Raw genomic sequence first — 19,307 nt, 5'->3', positions numbered from 1 at the left:
GCCAAGGAAAAGGCGCGTCACAATGGAATACACTGCTCCCACCGCCGATCAGATCCTCGCGATTAAGGTCAATGCCGGGATCGAAGAGATCGCCGCACATGACCGTTTCGCCGCTGCCAGCCCGGACATGGTCGAAGCCATCGTCGAAGGGATCGGCCAGTTCGCCGCCGGCGAATGGGCTCCGCTCAACCGGGCAGGTGATCTGGAGGGAGCGGCGCTCGCCAATGGCACGGTCACCTTGCCCGCGGGCTATGCCGAAGCCTATCGGGCCTATGTCGAGCAGGGCTGGAACGCGATCTCGGGCGAAGAAACGCACGGTGGGCAGGGGCTGCCGTTTACCCTTGCCGCCAATGTGCTGGAAAATGTCGGCACGGCCAACATGGCCTTCGGCCTTCTGCCGATGCTGACCGTTGGCGCAATCGAGGCGCTTAGCCATCATGGCAGTGACAGCCAGAAGGCACTGTATCTTGCCAGGCTGATCAGCGGCGAATGGTCGGGCACGATGAACCTGACCGAGCCTCAGGCCGGATCGGACGTTGGTGCACTGCGCACTACGGCCATGCCGATCACTGCTGGCGAACACGCGGGCAGGTACAGGATCAAAGGGACCAAGATCTTCATCACCTGGGGTGAGCATGATCTGGCCAGCAACATCATCCACCTGGTTCTGGCCCGCACTCCGCAAGCTCCGGCGGGAAGCCGCGGAATCAGCCTGTTCGTGGTGCCCAAATTTCACGTTGCTGCCGACGGTTCGCTGGGCGGGCGCAATGATGCGCGCGTGGTCAGTCTGGAACACAAGCTGGGAATCATGGCCAGCCCGACATGCGTGATGAGCTTTGGCGACAATGACGAATGCATCGGCGATCTGGTGGGGCATGAGAACGAAGGCCTGAAGGCGATGTTCACGATGATGAACTCTGCCCGGATCAATGTTGGAAATCAGGGCGTGCAAATTGCCGAACGCGCGTTGCAGCAGGCGCAGTACTATGCCCGCGAACGCGTCCAGTCGGCGCGCGCAGGTTCGCCCGGCAAGGACCCGGTGGCAATTATCGAGCATCCCGATGTGCGCCGCATGCTGATGCGGATGCGCGCGCTGACCGAAGGCGCACGGGCGCTGCTCTATTACACCGCCGGGCAGGTTGATCGCGGCGCGCTCGGTGTCCCTGGCGCACAGTCCCGAGCCGACTGTCTGGTTCCGCTGATCAAGGCCTGGGGCACCGACATCGGCTGTGAAGTTGCCAGCCTGGGGGTCCAGATCCACGGCGGGATGGGCTTTATCGAGGAAACCGGCGCGGCGCAGCATTACCGGGACGCCCGGATTGCCCCGATCTACGAAGGCACCAATGGAATCCAGGCCGCCGATCTGGTCACCCGCAAGCTGGGATATGAAAGCGGCGAGGTGCTGATTGCCTTGCTGACCGATGTAGCGCGCGCTGCCGAAGGGGCTGCGCCCGAACTGAAAGCGCTGGCTGACGATTGCATCGGTGTGGCGCGCTGGATGGCCAGCGATGCTTCGCTGGATGACAAGCTCGCCGGATCAGTGCCGTTCTGCACGATGTGTGCGGTCGCGGTCGCAGGCTGGCAGTTGCTGCGCCAGGCCGCGGCGGCCGATGGCGCGCTGGCCGCGACCAAGCCGGTGGTTTCCGCCTGGTTCAACGCTCACCTGGTGTCCGAAGCGCGCGGCTTGAAAGCCTCGGCCCTGGCCGGTGCGGACCTGCTCTATGCCCTGAGCGCCGAGGCGCTGGCGGGATGAGCGATCAGGGTGACCCCCTGGCGCGCATTGCTGAAGCGCTTGAGCGCCTGGCACCACGCACAGTGCCAAGTCCGGACTGGCATGCCGCTCCGGCCTATGTGTGGGACCAGCAAGGCGCCCGCTTGGTGGCACAAATCAAGGCTCCGCCGCTGGATCTGCTGCACGGGATCGATGAACAGAAAGCCCGTGTGGTCAGCAATGTCGCGCGGCTCGCCGCCGGTTTTGCGGCGCATGACATGTTGCTGTGGGGATCACGCGGAATGGGCAAATCGGCCTTGCTGCGCGCCAGCGTAGCGACCGCTCAAGCTGCTTCGCCCGGCACCGTCGCGCTGGTTCAGGTCGCGCCTGAAGCTTTGTCCGGTCTCGCCCCGTTGTTCGCCGCGCTTGGCGCAGTGGACCGCCGATTCCTTGTATTTCTTGACGATCTTGGTTTTGAGGATGGCGATTCCGCTGGTCCGCGTGCCTTGCGGTCCTGGCTGGAAGGCGGAGTGGAAGCGCGGCCCGGCAATGTCCGACTGGCGGTAACGTCGAACCGTCGCGCGATCGTGCCGCGCCATCTCAGCGAACAGGACGATCCGATCAACCCGCGCGATGCGGTGGACGACCGGTTGGCGCTAGCTGACCGGTTCGGCCTGTCGATCGGCTTCCCCAACTGCACCCAGGACGACTACCTGGCGATCGTCAGCGGCTACTGCGCCGCGCATGGACTGGAATGGGATCAGGGTGAAGCGCTGGAGTGGTCCAAACGGCGCGGGCAACGCTCGGGCCGGGTGGCCTGGCAATTCGTCACCGAACTGGCAGGCCGCGCCGGCAAGCACCTATGACCGATCCGGGCAGCGCAGTGCCTTACTGCTGCTTGACCTTCTGATCCTGTCCGAAGGCGCCCTTGTATTGGGCCATAGGGTCCCCGTTGAGATTGCGCTGCGGAGGCATCCGGCCAACCTTGACCGGCTGGATCGGCACCGCAGGAACCGCGCCGGGAGCCTCAACCCGCCAAATGATTCCGGCCGTATCGTCACTGACCAGCAAGGCGCCGGTCTTGTCCCAGGCCAGCCAGGTCGGACGACCACGGGTCTTGCCGTCTCCGGTCAGGAAGCCACTCAGAACCGGAACCGGCTTGTCCAGCGGATTGCCATTGGCATCGAACCTTACAAAGACCACATCATAGCCCGACAGAGGCTTGCGATTCCACGATCCATGTCGCGCCACGAAAGCGCCATTGGCGAACTGCGGCCCCATGCGTTGGCCGCCGGTGACAAACACCAGACCAAGCGGGGCCACATGCGCGCCGAGGGCATATTCGGGCTTGCGCACGAAATCGTCGATAAATTCGGGCGGGGCCGATAGCACGCGGTCATCGTCGTACTTCTTCCAGTAGATCCACGGCCAGCCATAGTGCGCGCCGACCGGGACGTTGGTGAGATAATCGGGCACCAGATCCGGGCCGAGCTGATCGCGTTCGTTGACAACGGTCCACAATTCGCCACTTGCCGGGTTCCAGGCGAGCCCATTGGGGTTGCGCAGGCCCTGTGCGTACTGACGAGGGTATCCGCTCTTGAGGTTAAGCTGCCACACTGCGGCGCGGCCCTTTTCGAGTTCAAGCCCCTTTTCGGCAATGTTCGAGGCCGAACCAACCGCAACGTAAAGCATCTGACCATCAGGCGCGAGCAGCAGGTTGCGCATCCAGTGGTTGCCGCCGGCAGGCAAGTCCATCAGCTTTTTGGGTGCGCCAGCCAGCGTGGTTTCGCCCAGCTTGTAAGCAAAGGCCAGCACGGCATCATGGTTGGCGACATAAAGCGTATCGTTCAGCCAGGCGAGGCCCGAGGGCGAGGCGAGGCCGTTGCCCTGGCGCAGAGTAAACTTTTGCTCGGCCACGCCGTCACCATCGCCGTCGCGCAGCAGCACCAGCGCGTCGGGCGATGTGCCGTGTGCCCCGGCGCGCTTCATCAGCATCGCACCAACCTTGGCCGTAAGGCCGCTGCCCATATTGCCGGCCGGCGCATCGGCCTGAGCCGCGATCACATCGCCGTTGGGCAGGGTGTAAAGCACGCGCGGATGTTCCAGCCCTTCGGCGAAGCGTACTACCTTTAGGCCCTGGGCGGCCTGCGGCGCTTCACCGGCCTGCCAGCCAACCGGGCGGGCGATTGCAACCGAAGGGATCTCTTCCGGTTTGGGTTCGACCAGCACAGGATCGCGCCCCGACAGTTCATCCAGCGAATGCTCAGCGGGCACCCCGCGCAGGATGTAGAAGACGAATCCGCCGATCACGAGCAGGAACACGGCGAGGGCGACAAGCAGTTTGCGTTTGGTCGACATGCGCCAAGGATAGGCGCAGCGCGGCTAGGCGGCAACACTTGTCTCCTGTAATGGAGCAAGCCATGTTCGCCTTTACCCCCGATCCCGCCCAACCCAAGCCCGAANCCCAAGCCCGAAATTTACCGCGATCTGGTGACTGCGGCCCGCGCGCTGACCGATGGCGAGCGGGATGCCGTTGCCAACATGGCCAATCTCGCCGCGCTGATCTGGCAGTTTCTGCCAGCGCTCAACTGGGCGGGTTTCTACCGCGTGATTGATGGAGAGCTGGTGCTGGGGCCCTTTGTGGGCAAGCCTGCCTGTATCCGGATTGCTATTGGCCAGGGGGTCTGCGGTGCCGCAGCGGCAAGTGGTGAAACCCAGCTGGTTCCCGATGTTCACGCCTTTCCCGGGCATATCGCCTGCGATGCGGACAGCCGCAGCGAACTGGTGGTTCCGGTCCGCCGTGACGGCATGGTCATCGCCGTAATCGACCTCGACAGCCCTAGCCCGGCCAGGTTTGACACCGAGGACGCCGCCGGAATTGAAGCGCTGGCTGATGCCATCGCCATGTTAATCTGACTTTGCCGGACTGCTCCGAAACGGGACAGCGCGGAGTCAGTGTCTAGGCCACGCTTGGTTTCCGGCGCTGGACGATGCTAAATTCCACGTTAACGCCGGGATTCGCCCTGGCCCGAACAGGGGATTGCAATGTCGCTCCGTCAGATCTTCACGCCGCTCTGCCTGATTGGTGTCCTGGGCATGGCCAATGCCGCGCAGGCGCAAAGCGCTGGCGATGCCGTCATGGATGCAGCGGGCCGAGTCTATGGCAATGCCATGCCGGCTCCCGCCATGCCAGCACCGTCGATGGTGATGTCCGCCGCGCCTGCCATGCCGCAGATGGCAGCACCCGCCGCACAGATCGCTCCGGCTGGAGCGCCTGGCTGGAACCATGCGGGTTGGGAACAGGCCAAGGCCGATTGGCTCTATGAATGCCGTCGCCGCTATCCTGCCGGCAAGAAGAGCACGACGCTGGGCGCGGTGCTGGGCGGCGTGGTCGGCGGGGTGTTGGGCAACCGCATCGCCGGACGCGGTGACCGCACGGTTGGCACGGTCGCCGGCGCAGTGCTGGGCGGAGTGGCCGGGGGTGCGATCGGCAACAGTGCCGACCGCAGCCGTTCGCGTGATTATTGCGAGAGCTATCTCGACGATTACCTCTCGCGCCAGCAGGCCTATGGTCATGGCCAGCCGGGCATGACCTATGGCTATGTCCAGCAGCAAGTGACCATGATGGTCCCGGTGATGATGATGCAGCAGCATGCCGCCGTGCAACCGCAGCGCGAATGCAAGGAAACGATTGTGACCGAGGAATGGGTTCCCGTCCGCGCCAAGCGCCGGGTGATCTACAAGACCGTCACCGTTCCCGACAAGCGGGTCCGGATCGTTCCGGACAAGCGTGTGCGCACCTATTGACCTGCTAGCCAAAGGGGAGCCAGCCGCTCCCCCGGTATGCAAGACCCCCGGCCCGAAACCGGGGGTCTTGTTGCATTTGTCGCGTCCTTGCTGTTCCTGCGAGGCAGGAAGCGGGCAACCCCGATCCGTTCCGCCGTCGGGCGGAAATCAGAGCGACCGCCCGATCAGTTCCTTCATGATCTCGCTGGTCCCGCCAAAGATCCGGGTGACGCGCGCGCCGCGCCATTGCTTGGCGATCGGATATTCGTTCATGAACCCGGCCCCGCCGTGGAGCTGCAGGCATTTGTCGACAACTTCGCCCTGCAGCTCGGTGTGCCACAGCTTGGCACCCGAAGCTTCGACCGGAGTCAGCTCGTGCTTGATGTGGCGCGCGATGCACCAGTCGATATGGGCCCAGCCGACCTGGAGTTTGGACTTGAGATCGGCGAGCAGGAACCGGGTATTCTGGAAATCGAGCACCGGCTTGCCGAAGGCTTTGCGCTCGCGGGTGAATTCCACCGTCATGTCGAACGCGCGCTGTGCCGCAGTCTGGGCGGAGATGGCAATGCCGAGCCGCTCCTGCGGCAGTTCGCTCATCAGATAGATGAAGCCCTTGCCTTCCTCGCCAAGGCAATTGGTGATCGGAACGCGCACATCCTCGAAGAACAGTTCCGACGTGTCGGCCGCATCGAGCCCGACCTTGTCGAGGTTGCGTCCGCGCTTGAAACCGTCGCGGTTCGCATCGACCAGCACGATTGACACGCCCTTCCATGCCGGCTGCACCTCGGTATCGGTCTTGCAGCAGACCAGGATTAGATCGGCATTCTGGCCGTTGGTGATATAGGTCTTGCTGCCATTGATGACATAATGGTTGCCGTCCTTTTTCGCAGTGGTGCGCAAGGCCTGCAAGTCAGAGCCGGTGCCCGGTTCGGTCATCGCGATCGCAGTGACGATCTCTCCGCTGACCATCTTGGGCAGCCAGGTCTGCTTCTGCTCTTCCGAGCCGTACTGGATGATATAGTTGGCGACGATGTCTGACTGGAGCGAGAAACCCGTGGCGACATCGGTGCCATAGCCGATTTCCTCATCGATGATCGCGTTATAACCGAAATCGAGGCCGAGCCCGCCGTACGCTTCAGGCACGGTCGGGCAGAGCAGGCCCAGTTCGCCCGCTTTGGGCCAGACGTCCTTGGGAATGATGCCTTCCTCGTCCCACTTGGCGGCATTGGGTTCCAGCTGTTCGGCCACGAAGCGGCGCACCGTGGCCCGGAAGGCTTCGTGGTCTTCGGAATAGCAGGTGCGGTTCAGGTTATCGAGCGACATCGCGGCAATCCTCTCGCAAATGACAATTGGCGAGTGGGTTAGGGCGCGTGAAGGGGCTCGGTCAAGCCAATTTAATCGCTCGGTTAAGGGATGCCGATCGCAATCTGGGCTGCGGGTGCAGTGGCTACCAGACGCAGACGGCCAAGCCGCAATGAAGCGTGATCGCGATCAAGCCGCAGCCCGCTGCCAAGTTCGTGCCGGACCCCCAAGACCGCGGCACTGCCTGCAACGACGCGCAAGTGATAGTCGCCATAGGGCACTGAATCGAACAGCAAGTAGCCATCGAAATCGCTGGGCGCGACGGCGACAACCCGGCCGCCGGCATCGACCAGTTCGATCGGCACTCCGGCGCGTGGCTCGCCATCGGGGCCCAGTAGCACGGCTTCGATCTCGCCAGTCGGAGCGAGCGGAAGCAAGACCTTGGCTGCCACGCCAGGGCGCGGCACCACGACGATGCCCCGGCCCTTGGGCTGGAGCAGCGGATCGGGCAGGCTGCCAGTGTCGATCGACACCAGCACCGGGACATAGGGCATCAATCCATCAATCACCGCGCGCCCGGCCTTGTTGGTGGCGCTTTCGGTGTGACGGAAGCCAGCCTCGACGTTGACGCCTTCAATCGCGGCTTCACCGGGTTGGCGATAGCCATCGCCGTTGTCGTCGCGGAAGACTTCAATGCTCGCCTGACCATCCTCGGCCAGACGTTCGCGTGACACACGCCAGCCACCGTCGACCGGATCCGGCCCCAGACTGAAGCCCAGGGTCAGGCCCAGGCGCTTGCGCCCGTTATTATCGACACGGCCTTCGGCGCGCAGTGCGAACCGCTTGAATTGCTTTACATAACCCAGCATCCATTCACTGCGGCCAGCTGTCGCGTCATATTCATAGCCGCCGCGCAGGGTAGAGCTTCGACCAAGGCCCTTTTCCGCCACCACTTGCGCCGCTTCAAACCCCTGGTGAGGCCCGGCCAGCCCGAACCGCGCTGTGCCGCGCAACCTGAGGCCCGCGAGCGAGGTGTTGCCAATCAGGTTGAGCTTGGTACCCAGATCGCCGCGGGCCACGCCCAGCACCGGTCCCACGGCGCTGCGCCGCAACAGTTCGGCTGTCAGCGTCACACGATTCAGGTGGAATGCCCCGCGCGCTAACCATTCGTTAACCTTTGTCCCGTCGCGGGCGATTGTCTGGCGCGCGCTTGTTTCTATCGGCAAGCGCCAGTTGCCCAGGTGCAGGGTGGAATTTAGCCGGAGGCTGTATTCGCGCCTCTGCTGCGAGGTGACCAGTTCGCTTTCGAAGTCACCCTGGACCCAAAGCACCTGCGCATCGAAGCGCACCGGGCCGATCCGGCCCAGCGTATTCGCCCGCAAGGCCCGGCCACCGCCAAGCTGGCTCGCACCGGCTACTTCGACCAGCATCGGCCCCAATCCACGCCGCAATGTGGCTTCGATGTAGTGGCGACGGCGGCCAGTCAGCACCAGGCTCTGGTACTCGACCCCCAGCGTGGTTCTTCGGTCAATCCCGCGTTCCACGCCCACGCCCCAGCGCCAGCCAGTCTGCGGGTTGGTAAAGGTGCGCGACAAATCTACCAGATCGCGCGAGCTGTCGAGCATTCCAGCCCAATAATAGGTCTGACCCGGACTGACGCTTTCCTGCCCGACCGGCATTGAGCTGCGTTCGTGCTTGATCTGACCTTGCGGGCCATAAAGCACCACTTCGAAGTCATTTTCACCGAACAGCAGCTCGACATTGTCAAATTGGTAACGACCATCGCCGCGATCGGCCTGGAAGGCGCGCAGTTCGCCGTTGCGATAGAGTTCGGCGTCCCATCCGGCCGGCAGTGTGCCGCGCAGCGTGGTTACGCCAAAGCGTGCGCCGCGATTGAGCGGCTGGTTGGAAATGAATGCGCCGCGGCCATAGGCCGATTGTCCGGTCAGCCCGCCACGAAGCGTTTCGACATCTCCCACGGCAATCTGTGTGGCCTTCAGCGGACCCAGCAGGCCGCCTTCAGGGTCGTTACGGAACAGGCGCAGTCGCAGCGAATCCGGCACCGGGCCGTCCACACCGGCGACGCGCGCGGTAAAGCTCATGCCCAGAGCCTCTCCGGCCGCGAGCGCTTCGTAACTGGCACTTACTCCCGACTTGCTGGTCCATTCGCCTTGGAGCTGGACATCGACCGATGGTGTGCGCCAGGCCTGATAGGGGGCCTGGGCCTGTGGAAGCTTGGCCAGGTCAAATTGGGCGAGATCGGGTGTGCGAAGTCGCGCGGCGCGACTTCTGCGCTGAATGGCTTCGAGGAATGGCAGCTTTTTGTCTGATTCGAGCGTGACCAGCAGATTGCCAAGGTCCGATTTGAACCGCACTCCCATCCAGGCGGACAGCGCGGACAGTTCAACGCACCAGCCTTCCGGGGTGTCCGTAATCGCACCGGTAGCAATCCCACGCGCACCGTTCACGTTTTGTACCGTATTCGAATCGCGATCGATCACCAACCGCTGGTCTTCCGCGAACAACCAGCCGGTTGCGCGGCGCGACTTCTTGTCGAGTCGCACTGGCAGGTCGATTGCCTGGATCATATCGGCGAAATCAACGCAGACGCCCTTTGGAGTCTGGTAAGCGCGCAGCGGCTCGCCCAATTTGTAGGCGCCGCTGCGCAGTTCGAGCAGAAGTTGCTCCTCAGGATCAGGTGTCCAGCTTTCAGCCTGCGCCGGTGCACCAACCCACAGGCCAAAGGCCGCTGCCAGCAGGGCAGCGGCCTTAGCCATGGGTGGTGATCGCCGGGTCATGACGTCATTTCACATTTTATATCTATTGTTCATTATGTTACCGGATCGCCGTGGTCATCTCGGCGATCAGTTGCCCGCCATTTTCGGGCATTTCGCGGTATTCGATCCGGACAGGTCCGGCGGTCAGCTTTGCCTGCTGTTCGGCATTGAGCGGGACCCGCACACTGCGGTGCGCCACTTCCGGATAGACCGCCACACCGCGCAGGTTGAACAGGGTTTCACCCCGGACACCCTTGCCGATCAGTTCGCCATAGACCGAGCGGCTGCCGCTGCGGTTAACCGTTATGTCGAGCAGGATTTCCTTGCCTGACTTGACCAGGTGCGGGTTGGCCAGTGTTGCTCCGGCCGCGAGCTGACCCTTGCGAACGAAAACCGGAATCGTGATGCCATATATCGGGGTCAGACGAATTGAGAGACCTCCCGCCGCCGCCTGCTTTTGAGCTTCTTCCGGGCTGAGCGCCGGGGGAATTGCGCGAAAGCTCATATGCACGCGATATTCGCCATCGGGCAATTCCGGGGCGGGTCGGGCAGACAGGCGTACCGCCTGCGGCTGACCAGGCAGCAGGGTTATCCGGCGCGGAGCATATCGCACCATTTCAGCAGCGGCCTTTTCCGCCGCATTTGCCTCAGCATCGGGAACATCAAGAAAGTCGCCGTTCTCGGTCATCCGCCGCAGCTCGACTCCGATCCGATAGGTCGCTTCGGTCGATCCGATGTTGCTCAGGACCAGCTCGGCGTTACCGCCATTGTTGAGTACCACCCGGGTCGGCGCGACGAGCAAGTCACCCTGGGCCTGGGCGGGCGCACTCAGCATGGGCGCAGCCAGAGCCGCAGTAGTCAAGATCAGGCGGCGAAGAAGCTGAAGCTGAAGCATCGGAATTCCCTGTGTATGATGACCACAGGACGCATTGCGCCCCTAGGGTTTACCCGTAGGTTTTAGGAAAACAGGGTTAATTTTCGGCTAAACTGGCGCCGTCCTTGGCCCACGCGAAAGGGCCGCACCCGCGCAGCGGATGCGGCCCTTGCTGTTCATCCGTCCGCAGACGGTTGTAACTTACTGGTATTCGACCGAAACGTCGAAGGTGCCGCTGTAAACGCCAGCAACCTGGGCGCTCGCCACGGTCAGCGTACCGCCAACCGAGAAGGTGCCCTGGCCGGTGGTGCCATCCAGCTGGAAAGCACCGTTCGGGTTGCTGTTCCAGCCCGACAGGCTCATCGTTTCAGTGCCGCCCGAACGGGTCAGGGTAGCGGCCGAGCTCGGCAGGGTCACAGCGACCATCGCGCCCTGGCTACCGCTGACGGTGAAGCTGGCGGGAGCACGGGTACCGGTTGAAACCAGCGCGCCGGTCGACGCTACGGTCGAATCGGCATTGACGGTGACGGTGCCGCCGGTGTTGGCAGCGATCTGGCCGAAGTCGAGCGCGCTGTCGGCGGTTACCGACAGGGTGCTGAGCACTTCAGCGGTGGCGGTTGCGGTCGCGGTGGTCGCGGCATTGGCGGCCGAAGCAAACGACATAGCGCCGAGTGCGGCGCCAACAACAGCAAGACGAAGCGAAGTACGCATAATAAACTGGTCCCTTCCAAGCATTCACGAGCAATGCAGCGCGGGAATGCGCCGCCCGAATGGACGGCTTGCCCCCATTCGCAGGACCCTATGTAGAACCACGGTGTTCAGTCTTTACTGCCCACTATGGTTAACAGATCACAGGAAGGTGTTAAGGTTTGCTCAGGTAGAATCCCTGATTTCCGGGCCTTATCAGATCCCGCCACCGGTCAGCCGCTGGCAAATCAGGTCCAGTTGATCGAGCGTACGATAACGGATCGTCACTGCACCGGACCGCGGGTCGGCATCGGTATTGATTCGCACCGACAGCCCCAGGAACTCCTCAAGATGGCTCTGCACGGCGGCAATATCGGCGGTTGCGGCCGAATCGCGCTCGCCACGCGCCCTGCGCGGACCGACAGGAGGCGCGTTTTTGCGCCGCGCGAGCTTCTCCACCTCGCGCACCGACAATCGGCGTGCCACAGCTTGTTCGGCCAGTTCCTGTGCCCGCTCAACCCCTACCAGAGCACGGGCGTGCCCCATCGAAAGCTTACCCTGCTCGACGAGGTCGATTACCGGCTCCGGCAAGGCCAGCAGCCGCTGAAAGTTGGCGACGTGGCTGCGGCTTTTGTCGACCATCTTGGCGATCTCTGCCTGGGTCAGGCCTTCATCTTCCGCAAGGCGGTGATAGGCGCGCGCTTCCTCAATCGGGTTGAGATCCTCGCGCTGCAGGTTCTCGATCAAGGCCAGCGCCATCACCTCGCGCTCGCTCAAGTCGCGAATGATGGCAGGAATCTCATGCAATTGCGCGCGCTGAGCCGCACGCCAGCGACGTTCACCCGCGACCAGGCGATAACGCCCCTGCCCCAGCGGCGTTACGATGACCGGCTGGATTACGCCGCGCGCCGCGATCGATGCAGCCAGTTCATCCAGCGCGGCATCGTCAAAGTGGCTGCGCGGCTGACCGGGCAGCGGCACGATGTCCGCCACCGGAATCGCAGCCAGACCGGCGGTTGCAGATGCAGCGGGAGTACCGCCTGTCGCCATGTCTTCACGCTGCACCACCAACGGCTCTTCGCGCCGCGAATCGCCCAGCAATGCACCAAGTCCGCGGCCCAGCGCCGGGGGGCGCTTTTTCGTGGTGCCGACAATCTGCGGCACGGAAACACGGAAAACGGGCTCATCGCTCATGCTGCTTTCTTTCGTTCGGGCAGGCGGGAAATCAGTTCGCGGGCCAGGGCCATATAGGCGCGGCTGCCAGTGCAGGTATGGTCATAGACTAGCGCAGGCAGCCCGTGGCTGGGTGCCTCGGACAAGCGGACATTGCGCGGAATCACCGATTCGAACACCAGCGAACCCAGGCACGATCGGACATCATCCGCGACCTGATCGGTCAGGCGGTTGCGCCGATCGAACATGGTCAGCGCCACGCCCACGATCCCAAGGTTGGGATTGAACCGCTGCTGCACTCGCTCAACCGTCTGAAGCAACTGGCTGAGCCCTTCGAGGGCAAAGAATTCGCATTGCAAAGGCACCAGCAAGGTATCTGCCGCACAGAGCGCATTAAGCGTGAGCAGGCCCAGCGAAGGCGGACAATCAATGAAGCAAACGTCATAGGCAGCACCAGCCCCGCCGTTCAGCGCATCGCGCAGCCGGTCGGTGCGATTGTCTACCGCAACCAGTTCAACTTCGGCGCCAGACAGGTCAACCGTTGCCGGAACCAGATCCAGCCCGGGGATTCGGGTGGGCATGACGCATTCGGCCAACGGCGCCTGATCGACCAGCAGATCATAGGATGAAGTGGTTCGCTCGGCGGTTCCAACACCAATCCCGGTCGAGGCATTCCCCTGCGGATCAAGATCGATCAGCAATACCCGCCAGCCGGTAGCGGCCATGGCGGTGGCGATGTTGATCGCTGTGGTAGTCTTGCCCACCCCACCCTTCTGGTTGGCGATCGCCACGCGAATCACGGTTTTTTACCCTTTCCGGCCTGCTGAGCGGCCAAAGTGCCGAGAATGACCCCGGCTTCACCATCGGTGAGCGATTGTTCCACGTGGAACATGTGCCGCCAGCCGCTGAGTTCGGACAATTCTTGGGCCGCAGAGCGCCCCTTCGGCAACAGCCACATGGTGTCCGCTGTGGAAAATCGTGCGGATAGCTCAAGCAAACGCGGCAAAGGTGCGAAAGCGCGTGCTGAAATGGCACGAACCGGCAAGGTCTCTACCTGTTCGAGCCGCGCTCCAAGCACTTGCGCCTGTTCCAGCCCCATGGCGATTCGCGCGCGCTCAAGCCAATCGATTCGCCGCGCCCGCGATTCAACCATCAGCACTTTGCATTCGGGCCGCAGTGCCGCGATCACCAGTCCGGGGAAACCGGCCCCTGTGCCAAGGTCGAGCCATGGCGAAGATGTTTCACGTGAAACATGTCGCAGCAGCTGGGCCGAATCCGCCACATGGCGCCTCCACACCTCGCTCAGGCTCGCGGCGGAAACCAGATTCTGGGTCTGGTTCTCCTCACCCAGCAAGCGCACCAGCAATTCGAGCCGTTCCGCCGCAGCCACATCCCATTCGGGTAATTGCGCAAGCCAGTCTCGCGCTTCCACCTCGGTGCGCAACCCCATACTCACGCCGCACGCCTGCGGGCATGGACCAGCAGCGCCGCAAGCGCCGCCGGGGTAACCCCAGCCACGCGGCCCGCTGCCGCCAGTGTCGCCGGCCGGGCCGATGTCAGCCGCTCAACCATCTCCCGCGAAAGGCCTGGGATCGCGGCATAAGGGAAGTCATCCCCCAGCGGCAGTGCTTCGCCCGCCCGCAAATCACGCAGCTCGGCATCCTGCCGCGCCAGATAGGGTGCATAGGCCGCATCCTCGACCATTTCAGCCTCAAGCTCGGGATCGTCCAGCGTGACGTCACCCAGCCACGGCAGCACGGACGCCAGCTCAACTCCGGAAAAGCGCAGCCATTCGCGCAGCGCCAGACGCCCGGCATCCGGCCGCACCGGCAGCCCCGCCCCTGACAGTTCGGCACTGGTCACCGCGCGGTCCAGCGCCTGGTCTAAGCGCTCCCGGCGCTCCTCCCGCCGCGCAAACCACGCGGCGCGCGCCGATCCGATACATCCCACGGTGAGCCCAAGCGGAGTCAGTCGGCTCGCGGCATTGTTGGCGCGCAGCCGCAGTCGGTATTCGGCGCGCGCAGTCAGCATTCGATAGGGCTCGCTTACCCCGTGCAAGGTCAGGTCGTCGATCATCACCGCCATATAACTGTTGGCGCGGTCCAGCCCCGGGCCTTCGCGCCCCAGCACCACAGCGGCGGCCTGCATCCCGGCGACCAGCCCCTGCGCTGCCGCCTCTTCATAACCAGTGGTGCCGTTGATCTGCCCAGCGCAATAGAGCCCAGGCATCGGCCGCAGCTCCAAAGTGGGCCGCAAAGCGCGTGGGTCGATATGATCGTATTCGACAGCATAGCCGGGCACGTCCATGACCACCTGTTCCAGCCCCTGCATCGTCCGCAGCATCGCCAACTGAACGTCAGTTGGCAACGAAGTGCTGATCCCATTTGGATAGACCAGGTGCGTGCTTAGCCCTTCCGGTTCCAGAAACACCTGATGCCCGTCCCGATCGGCAAAACGGTGAATCTTGTCCTCGATCGAGGGGCAATAGCGCGGACCCGATGCTCCGATTGCTCCGGTAAACATTGGTGAGCGGTCCAGATTGGCGCGGATGACCTCGTGGCTGCGGCTGTTGGTGCGCGTGATGGCGCAGAATAGCTGGGGGTTCACCCGGCCCTGTCCCATTGCTGACATGCACCACGGCTCGACGTCGCTCGGCTGCTCTTGCAGCCGCGCCCAATCGATCGTCCGCCCATCAAGCCGGGGCGGCGTACCAGTCTTTAGCCGGGCCATCGGCAGGTCCGCATCACGCATTTGCATGGCAAGCCGCTGCGCAGAGGCTTCGCCGATCCGCCCGCCGGTCATGCGTTCTTCACCCCGAAACAGGGTCCCGCCCAGGAATGTGCCAGTGCACAGCACCACCGCAGCAGCAGACAGCACCGTGCCGTCAGCAAGTTCAATCCCCGTCACACGCCCGCCGTTCAGCTTCAGCGCAGCCGCTTCACCCGCAATCAGGGTCAGATCGCCCTGGTGATGCAATTGCTGCTGGACCGACGCCTTGAACAGCTTGCGATCCGCCTGCACGCGCGGCCCCTGCACCGCACTACCCTTTGAGCGGTTGAGCATCCGGTAATGGATCGCCGCCGTATCCGCCGCCTTGGCAATGATTCCGTCAAAGGCGTCAACCTCACGCACCAGATGGCCCTTGCCCAACCCGCCAATCGCAGGGTTGCAGCTCATCGCGCCAATCGCAGCCAGATCAAAGCTGACTAATGCGGTCCGTGCCCCCATCCGTGCCGCGACCGCCGCCGCTTCGACCCCGGCATGGCCGCCGCCGATCACCAGAACATCATAGTGCTGCATATGCCGCGCCTTAGCGCATTCGTGTTCCACGTGGAACAGGTTTGGTGGGGATGAGGATGAGCGGGGATCGAAGGAGGTGTGCGCTGGCTGCACAGAGCCCGTCAGCCCAAAGAACTTGATCCAGGACCAACCAGCGTTGGTTTGGATGCTGAAATTACCGCGCTAGCCTGCAATGTTCCACGTGGAACACTCATTTCCCAATGCAGAATCGTCCAAACAGCGTGTCGAGCATGTCCTCTGTAGTGGTCCGCCCCAACAGTCGGTCAAAACAGACCCGCGCGAGCCGCAGGTTCTCCGCCACAAGCAAAGGATCACTGAGCCCTGCCGCGCCATCGAGGGTGATCCGCGCTTCATCGAGCAAGCGGTGCTGGCGCTGGTTCAAGGCAGCCTCGCCAGGGCGCGGCAGGGCCAGGCGCGCAGTCTCCACCAGATCGCCGCGCAACCCGTCCATGCCCTCACCCGACAGCGCCGAAAGCCGGTGGCGCGGCGCGCGCTTGCTGCCAAGTTCCGGACGGTCGCACTGCGCAGCGATTTCCCACGCTGCGGGCGGTCCTTCACCTTCGGGGCCGAGCCACAACACCAGATCAGCCTGCCGCATTGCACCCTGCGCCCGTTCGATCCCGATCGCCTCAATCGTATCGCCTGTCTGCTCGCGCAGCCCCGCCGTATCGAAGAACCGAAACGGCACCCCAGCCAGTGCGACCGGGTGGGTCAAGACGTCGCGCGTGGTTCCCGCCACCGGGGCGACGATTGCCGCCTCACTTTCAACCAACGCATTGAATAGAGTGCTCTTTCCGACATTTGGCGGTCCTGCCAGCACCACCCGATAGCCTTCCTTCAGGGCTTCGGCGCGCGGCCGGGCCAGCCAATCACCCAATTCCGCGGCAAAAGCCGTGATTCGCGCGATGAAGTCGGCCGGGAGCAGTGCGACGTCATCCTCGTCGCTGAAATCGAGCACGGCTTCGACCGAAGCTGACAGCATCAGCAGGCGTTCACGCCAGGCCGCGACCTGCCCGGAAAACTGCCCGCCCGCCATCGTCATGGCCGACAGCCGCTGCAGTTCGGTTTCGGCGGAGAGCAGGTCGGCCAGCCCTTCGGCTTCGGCCAAATCGATTCTGCCATTGGCAAAGGCGCGGCGGGTGAATTCGCCCGGCCCCGCCCGGCGCAGCCCTGGCAGCGCAGCCAGCGCCGCCTCTACCGCCGCGATCACTGCACGGCCGCCATGACATTGCAGCTCAACCGTATCTTCACCGGTATCGCTGTTTGGTCCGGGCAGCCATAGCACCAGCGCCGAATCGAGCATGGCACCGTGCCCGTCGCGCAGCCGCATCAGCACGGCACGGCGCGGTGCGGGCAGACGGCCAGCCAGTGCCGTCAATGCGGCACCGGCCTGCGGCCCGCTGACGCGAATCACGCCAATCGCGGCGGGCGGAGCGCCGCTCGACAGGGCAAAAATCGTCTCACTCATGGCATCGGCAGAACGAGGCTAGTCGTCCTTCTTTTTCGTCCCACCAGCAAAGGCGCTGCTGCTTTCAACAAATTGCTGGAACAGCTTGAGCCCCATCTGGCCCATCGGCGCGATGCCCTTGGCCAGATCCTGCAGCTGATCGATATTGGCTGCGCCTTTCATCCCCTTGGCGATGGCATCGACGTAGAACTGGTTGGCTTTCGATACGTCGGGCAGGCCCAGGAACTGGCGCGCTTCCTCGGGGGTGCAATCGATCTCGACATTGATCTTCATTTCGTCCTCCAGGCAGCAGTGTCAGTCTCCCTGTTCGCCAAGCTGGCACAGGCCCTTGGCAAAGTCCACGCCAAGCGCTTAGGGCGAGGTGAAACAAGCTTCACAAGGAGAAGTGCGATGTTCGAACAGGTAGCGATCCCGGCGCTGAACGAAGCAGGCGCGATCCCCGCCTATCTGGCCCGTCCGGCCGGCACACCCAGCGCGGCGATCATCGTCATTCCCGAAATCTTCGGGGTCAATCCAGGCATCCGGCAAAAGTGCGACAAGTGGGCCGAACAGGGCTATCTCGCGGTTGCACCCGACATTTTCTGGCGCTTTGCCCCCGGCGTGGAGCTCAACCCCGATGTCGAGGCCGAATTACAGGAAGCCTTCGGCTATTTCGGCCAGTACGATCCGGACAAAGGCATTTACGACATCGAAGCGACGATCAAGTGGCTGCGCAGCGTGCACGGCGTGAGCAAGGTCGGCTGTGCGGGCTACTGCCTGGGCGGGCGGCTGGCCTATATGGCGGCGGCGCGGACCGATATTGACGCCTCGGTCGGCTATTACGGGGTGATGATCGACCAGATGCTGGGCGAATCGCACGCCATCGCCAATCCACTGATGCTGCACATCCCGACCGCCGATCACTTCGTCGGACCCGAAGCCCAGGCCGCGATCCATGCCGGGCTGGACAGCCATCCCAAGGTGACGCTGCACGATTACGTCGGTCTCGACCACGGCTTTGCTGCGGAAATGGGTGACCGCCGGAACGAGGCGGGCGCGCAGCTCGCCGATGCGCGAACGACGGAGTTCCTGGCCGCCAACCTCGCCTGAACCCTACTCGTACCGGCCAATCGCCTGAAAGATGCGGCCGATCGCCTCGCGGTCGGCAGTGTCGATTTCCGGGCGCCAGATCTCGAACAGCAGGATCACGCGTTCCTGGCTGCCATCGTTCTTGGCCTCGTGGTTGATCGAATCGTCGAACACCAGCGGCACCCCATGTTCCCAGCCGCGCGTCTCGCTCCCCACGCGAAACCAGCACTGCGGCGCAGTGAGGATCGGGATGTGGCAAATCAGCCGGGTGTTGAGCATGCCGGTGTGCGGGGCGATATGCGCGCCGGGCAGCAATCGCGACCAGTGCGCGTTGGGGGAACGCCCGGGAATCTGCGGCAAGGGCGCGTGGCTTAACGCTTCCATCGTCGCCGGGCAGCGCGCGGCATTGCCCTCGTCCAGCTCGCCATCGCGCCAGAAGTGGAACGCGGTCCAGTCCTGGCTGTCGAGCAAAGGCGTGTTGGGCGCGGGGCGGTGCTGCTTGCGGTGGACATAGGGAGCGAACCCTTCGGCCCCCTCTCCCAGCACTGCGGCCAGTTCAGCCTGCATTTGCGGCACCAGCGCCAGCATTGGCTGAAACCAGGGGAACTCCGCCGGGTCATAGAAACGCTTCTGCGGCAGCCCCGGATAGTAGAATACCGAGGGTTCCTGCAGATAGAGCTCGCGCTTGCCGGTCAGCAGCTCGATTGCCTCGGCCATGGTCGGGGACAGTGCGGTGCCGACCTGATCGATCAGATAGGCTTCAAATCCCTTGTCCGCCTCGCCCAGATAGCGGCCGGCATGGGCGTGAAGTGCAGCGAGCGCGGGCGGCAAATTGCCTTCCAGCGCCGCCTGACCCAGCGCGGTGCGATAGAAACTGCTCGCCGCGCGGGCATCGCGGGCCTGTTCGCGCAAGTAAGCCTTGAGCAGCAGCGCGCCAACCTCGCGGGGTTTGAGCAGCAATTGCTGGTCGATCGCCGCTTCGGCCGCGTCATTCTGCCCCAGCGCCAGTTCGGCATTGGCAAGCGGCACCCAGGCCATTTCGGCCAGCGGCGCGGTTGTGGCGGCCGCACGCAGCAGTTCCGCCGCCCGCTGATGGTCGCGCGCCTGCAATGCTTGCATGGCCTGCGTGATCGCCTGACGATAGTCACTGGTCATGACGGC

17 protein-coding genes are annotated in these 19,307 nt (G+C 63.6%); 5 read left to right on the top strand and 12 right to left on the bottom strand.

Annotation, left to right across the window (positions count from 1 at the left end):
• Positions 1-22 precede the first annotated feature (22 nt).
• On the top strand, positions 23-1,753 hold the full coding sequence (locus MNBBLIKP_RS12075; RefSeq protein ID WP_088310499.1) for an acyl-CoA dehydrogenase family protein: 1,731 nt from the start codon (positions 23-25) through the stop codon (positions 1,751-1,753).
• A complete protein-coding gene (locus tag MNBBLIKP_RS12070) occupies positions 1,750-2,577 on the top strand; it encodes an ATP-binding protein (RefSeq protein WP_088310498.1) in 828 nt (275 codons plus the stop codon). Before MNBBLIKP_RS12075 ends, MNBBLIKP_RS12070 begins: the two co-directional genes overlap by 4 nt.
• Positions 2,578-2,599: 22 nt before the next feature.
• On the opposite strand, the gene MNBBLIKP_RS12065 is transcribed toward MNBBLIKP_RS12070, so the two are convergent.
• A complete protein-coding gene (locus MNBBLIKP_RS12065; RefSeq protein ID WP_088310497.1) occupies positions 2,600-4,069 on the bottom strand; it encodes a PQQ-dependent sugar dehydrogenase in 1,470 nt (489 codons plus the stop codon).
• 105 nt (positions 4,070-4,174) lie between these two features.
• Between MNBBLIKP_RS12065 and MNBBLIKP_RS12060 the strand changes: the two genes are divergently transcribed.
• Together MNBBLIKP_RS12060 and MNBBLIKP_RS12055 are read left to right on the top strand one after the other, a co-directional pair.
• Positions 4,175-4,627: GAF domain-containing protein (locus tag MNBBLIKP_RS12060; RefSeq protein ID WP_254913027.1), on the top strand; the 453-nt coding region annotated here is incomplete at its 5' end.
• A 129-nt stretch (positions 4,628-4,756) separates the two neighbouring features.
• Positions 4,757-5,518: a glycine zipper 2TM domain-containing protein gene (locus tag MNBBLIKP_RS12055; RefSeq protein ID WP_088310495.1), complete on the top strand. Its 762-nt coding sequence runs from the start codon at positions 4,757-4,759 to the stop codon at positions 5,516-5,518.
• A 147-nt stretch (positions 5,519-5,665) separates the two neighbouring features.
• On the opposite strand, the gene MNBBLIKP_RS12050 is transcribed toward MNBBLIKP_RS12055, so the two are convergent.
• The 10 genes from MNBBLIKP_RS12050 to MNBBLIKP_RS12005 all read right to left on the bottom strand — a co-directional run bounded on the left by MNBBLIKP_RS12050 (position 5,666) and on the right by MNBBLIKP_RS12005 (position 17,351).
• Entirely contained in the window at positions 5,666-6,820 is a 1,155-nt protein-coding gene (locus MNBBLIKP_RS12050; RefSeq protein ID WP_088310494.1) for an acyl-CoA dehydrogenase family protein, read from the bottom strand.
• A gap of 83 nt (positions 6,821-6,903) precedes the next feature.
• On the bottom strand, positions 6,904-9,576 hold the full coding sequence (locus tag MNBBLIKP_RS12045; protein WP_088310493.1) for an MSCRAMM family protein: 2,673 nt from the start codon (positions 9,574-9,576) through the stop codon (positions 6,904-6,906).
• A 58-nt stretch (positions 9,577-9,634) separates the two neighbouring features.
• Complete coding sequence (locus MNBBLIKP_RS12040; protein ID WP_088310561.1) at positions 9,635-10,411, bottom strand: fimbrial biogenesis chaperone; 777 nt, start codon at positions 10,409-10,411, stop codon at positions 9,635-9,637.
• A 240-nt stretch (positions 10,412-10,651) separates the two neighbouring features.
• Positions 10,652-11,161, bottom strand: a complete 510-nt coding sequence (locus tag MNBBLIKP_RS12035; protein ID WP_176399755.1) for a DUF4402 domain-containing protein — start codon at positions 11,159-11,161, stop codon at positions 10,652-10,654.
• A 192-nt stretch (positions 11,162-11,353) separates the two neighbouring features.
• On the bottom strand, positions 11,354-12,331 hold the full coding sequence (locus MNBBLIKP_RS12030) for a ParB/RepB/Spo0J family partition protein (RefSeq protein WP_088310491.1): 978 nt from the start codon (positions 12,329-12,331) through the stop codon (positions 11,354-11,356).
• A complete protein-coding gene (locus tag MNBBLIKP_RS12025) occupies positions 12,328-13,110 on the bottom strand; it encodes a ParA family protein (protein WP_088310490.1) in 783 nt (260 codons plus the stop codon). Before MNBBLIKP_RS12025 ends, MNBBLIKP_RS12030 begins: the two co-directional genes overlap by 4 nt.
• Complete coding sequence (rsmG, locus tag MNBBLIKP_RS12020) at positions 13,107-13,760, bottom strand: 16S rRNA (guanine(527)-N(7))-methyltransferase RsmG (protein WP_088310489.1); 654 nt, start codon at positions 13,758-13,760, stop codon at positions 13,107-13,109. The genes MNBBLIKP_RS12025 and rsmG overlap by 4 nt, the downstream gene beginning before the upstream one ends.
• Positions 13,761-13,762: 2 nt before the next feature.
• Positions 13,763-15,610: a tRNA uridine-5-carboxymethylaminomethyl(34) synthesis enzyme MnmG gene (mnmG, locus tag MNBBLIKP_RS12015; RefSeq protein ID WP_088310488.1), complete on the bottom strand. Its 1,848-nt coding sequence runs from the start codon at positions 15,608-15,610 to the stop codon at positions 13,763-13,765.
• Between the two features lie 190 nt (positions 15,611-15,800).
• A complete protein-coding gene (gene mnmE / locus MNBBLIKP_RS12010; RefSeq protein ID WP_088310487.1) occupies positions 15,801-17,078 on the bottom strand; it encodes a tRNA uridine-5-carboxymethylaminomethyl(34) synthesis GTPase MnmE in 1,278 nt (425 codons plus the stop codon).
• Positions 17,079-17,096: 18 nt separating this feature from the next.
• Entirely contained in the window at positions 17,097-17,351 is a 255-nt protein-coding gene (locus MNBBLIKP_RS12005; protein ID WP_088310486.1) for a DUF6489 family protein, read from the bottom strand.
• Between the two features lie 117 nt (positions 17,352-17,468).
• Here MNBBLIKP_RS12005 and MNBBLIKP_RS12000 point away from each other — a divergent pair, with 117 nt between their 5' ends.
• Positions 17,469-18,167, top strand: coding sequence for a dienelactone hydrolase family protein (locus tag MNBBLIKP_RS12000; protein ID WP_088310485.1), 699 nt, complete (start codon positions 17,469-17,471; stop codon positions 18,165-18,167).
• Between the two features lie 3 nt (positions 18,168-18,170).
• On the opposite strand, the gene MNBBLIKP_RS11995 is transcribed toward MNBBLIKP_RS12000, so the two are convergent.
• The gene (locus tag MNBBLIKP_RS11995) at positions 18,171-19,301 is read right to left on the bottom strand and encodes an aspartyl/asparaginyl beta-hydroxylase domain-containing protein (protein ID WP_176399754.1); all 1,131 of its coding nucleotides are present in this window, start codon (positions 19,299-19,301) and stop codon (positions 18,171-18,173) included.
• Positions 19,302-19,307: the final 6 nt, after the last annotated feature.

The organism is Novosphingobium sp. B 225 (genome assembly GCF_002198665.1).
Taxonomy (GTDB): Bacteria; Pseudomonadota; Alphaproteobacteria; order Sphingomonadales; family Sphingomonadaceae; genus Novosphingobium.
Note: the sequence above shows the minus strand (reverse complement) of the source record. Positions and strands in the feature narration are given on the sequence as shown.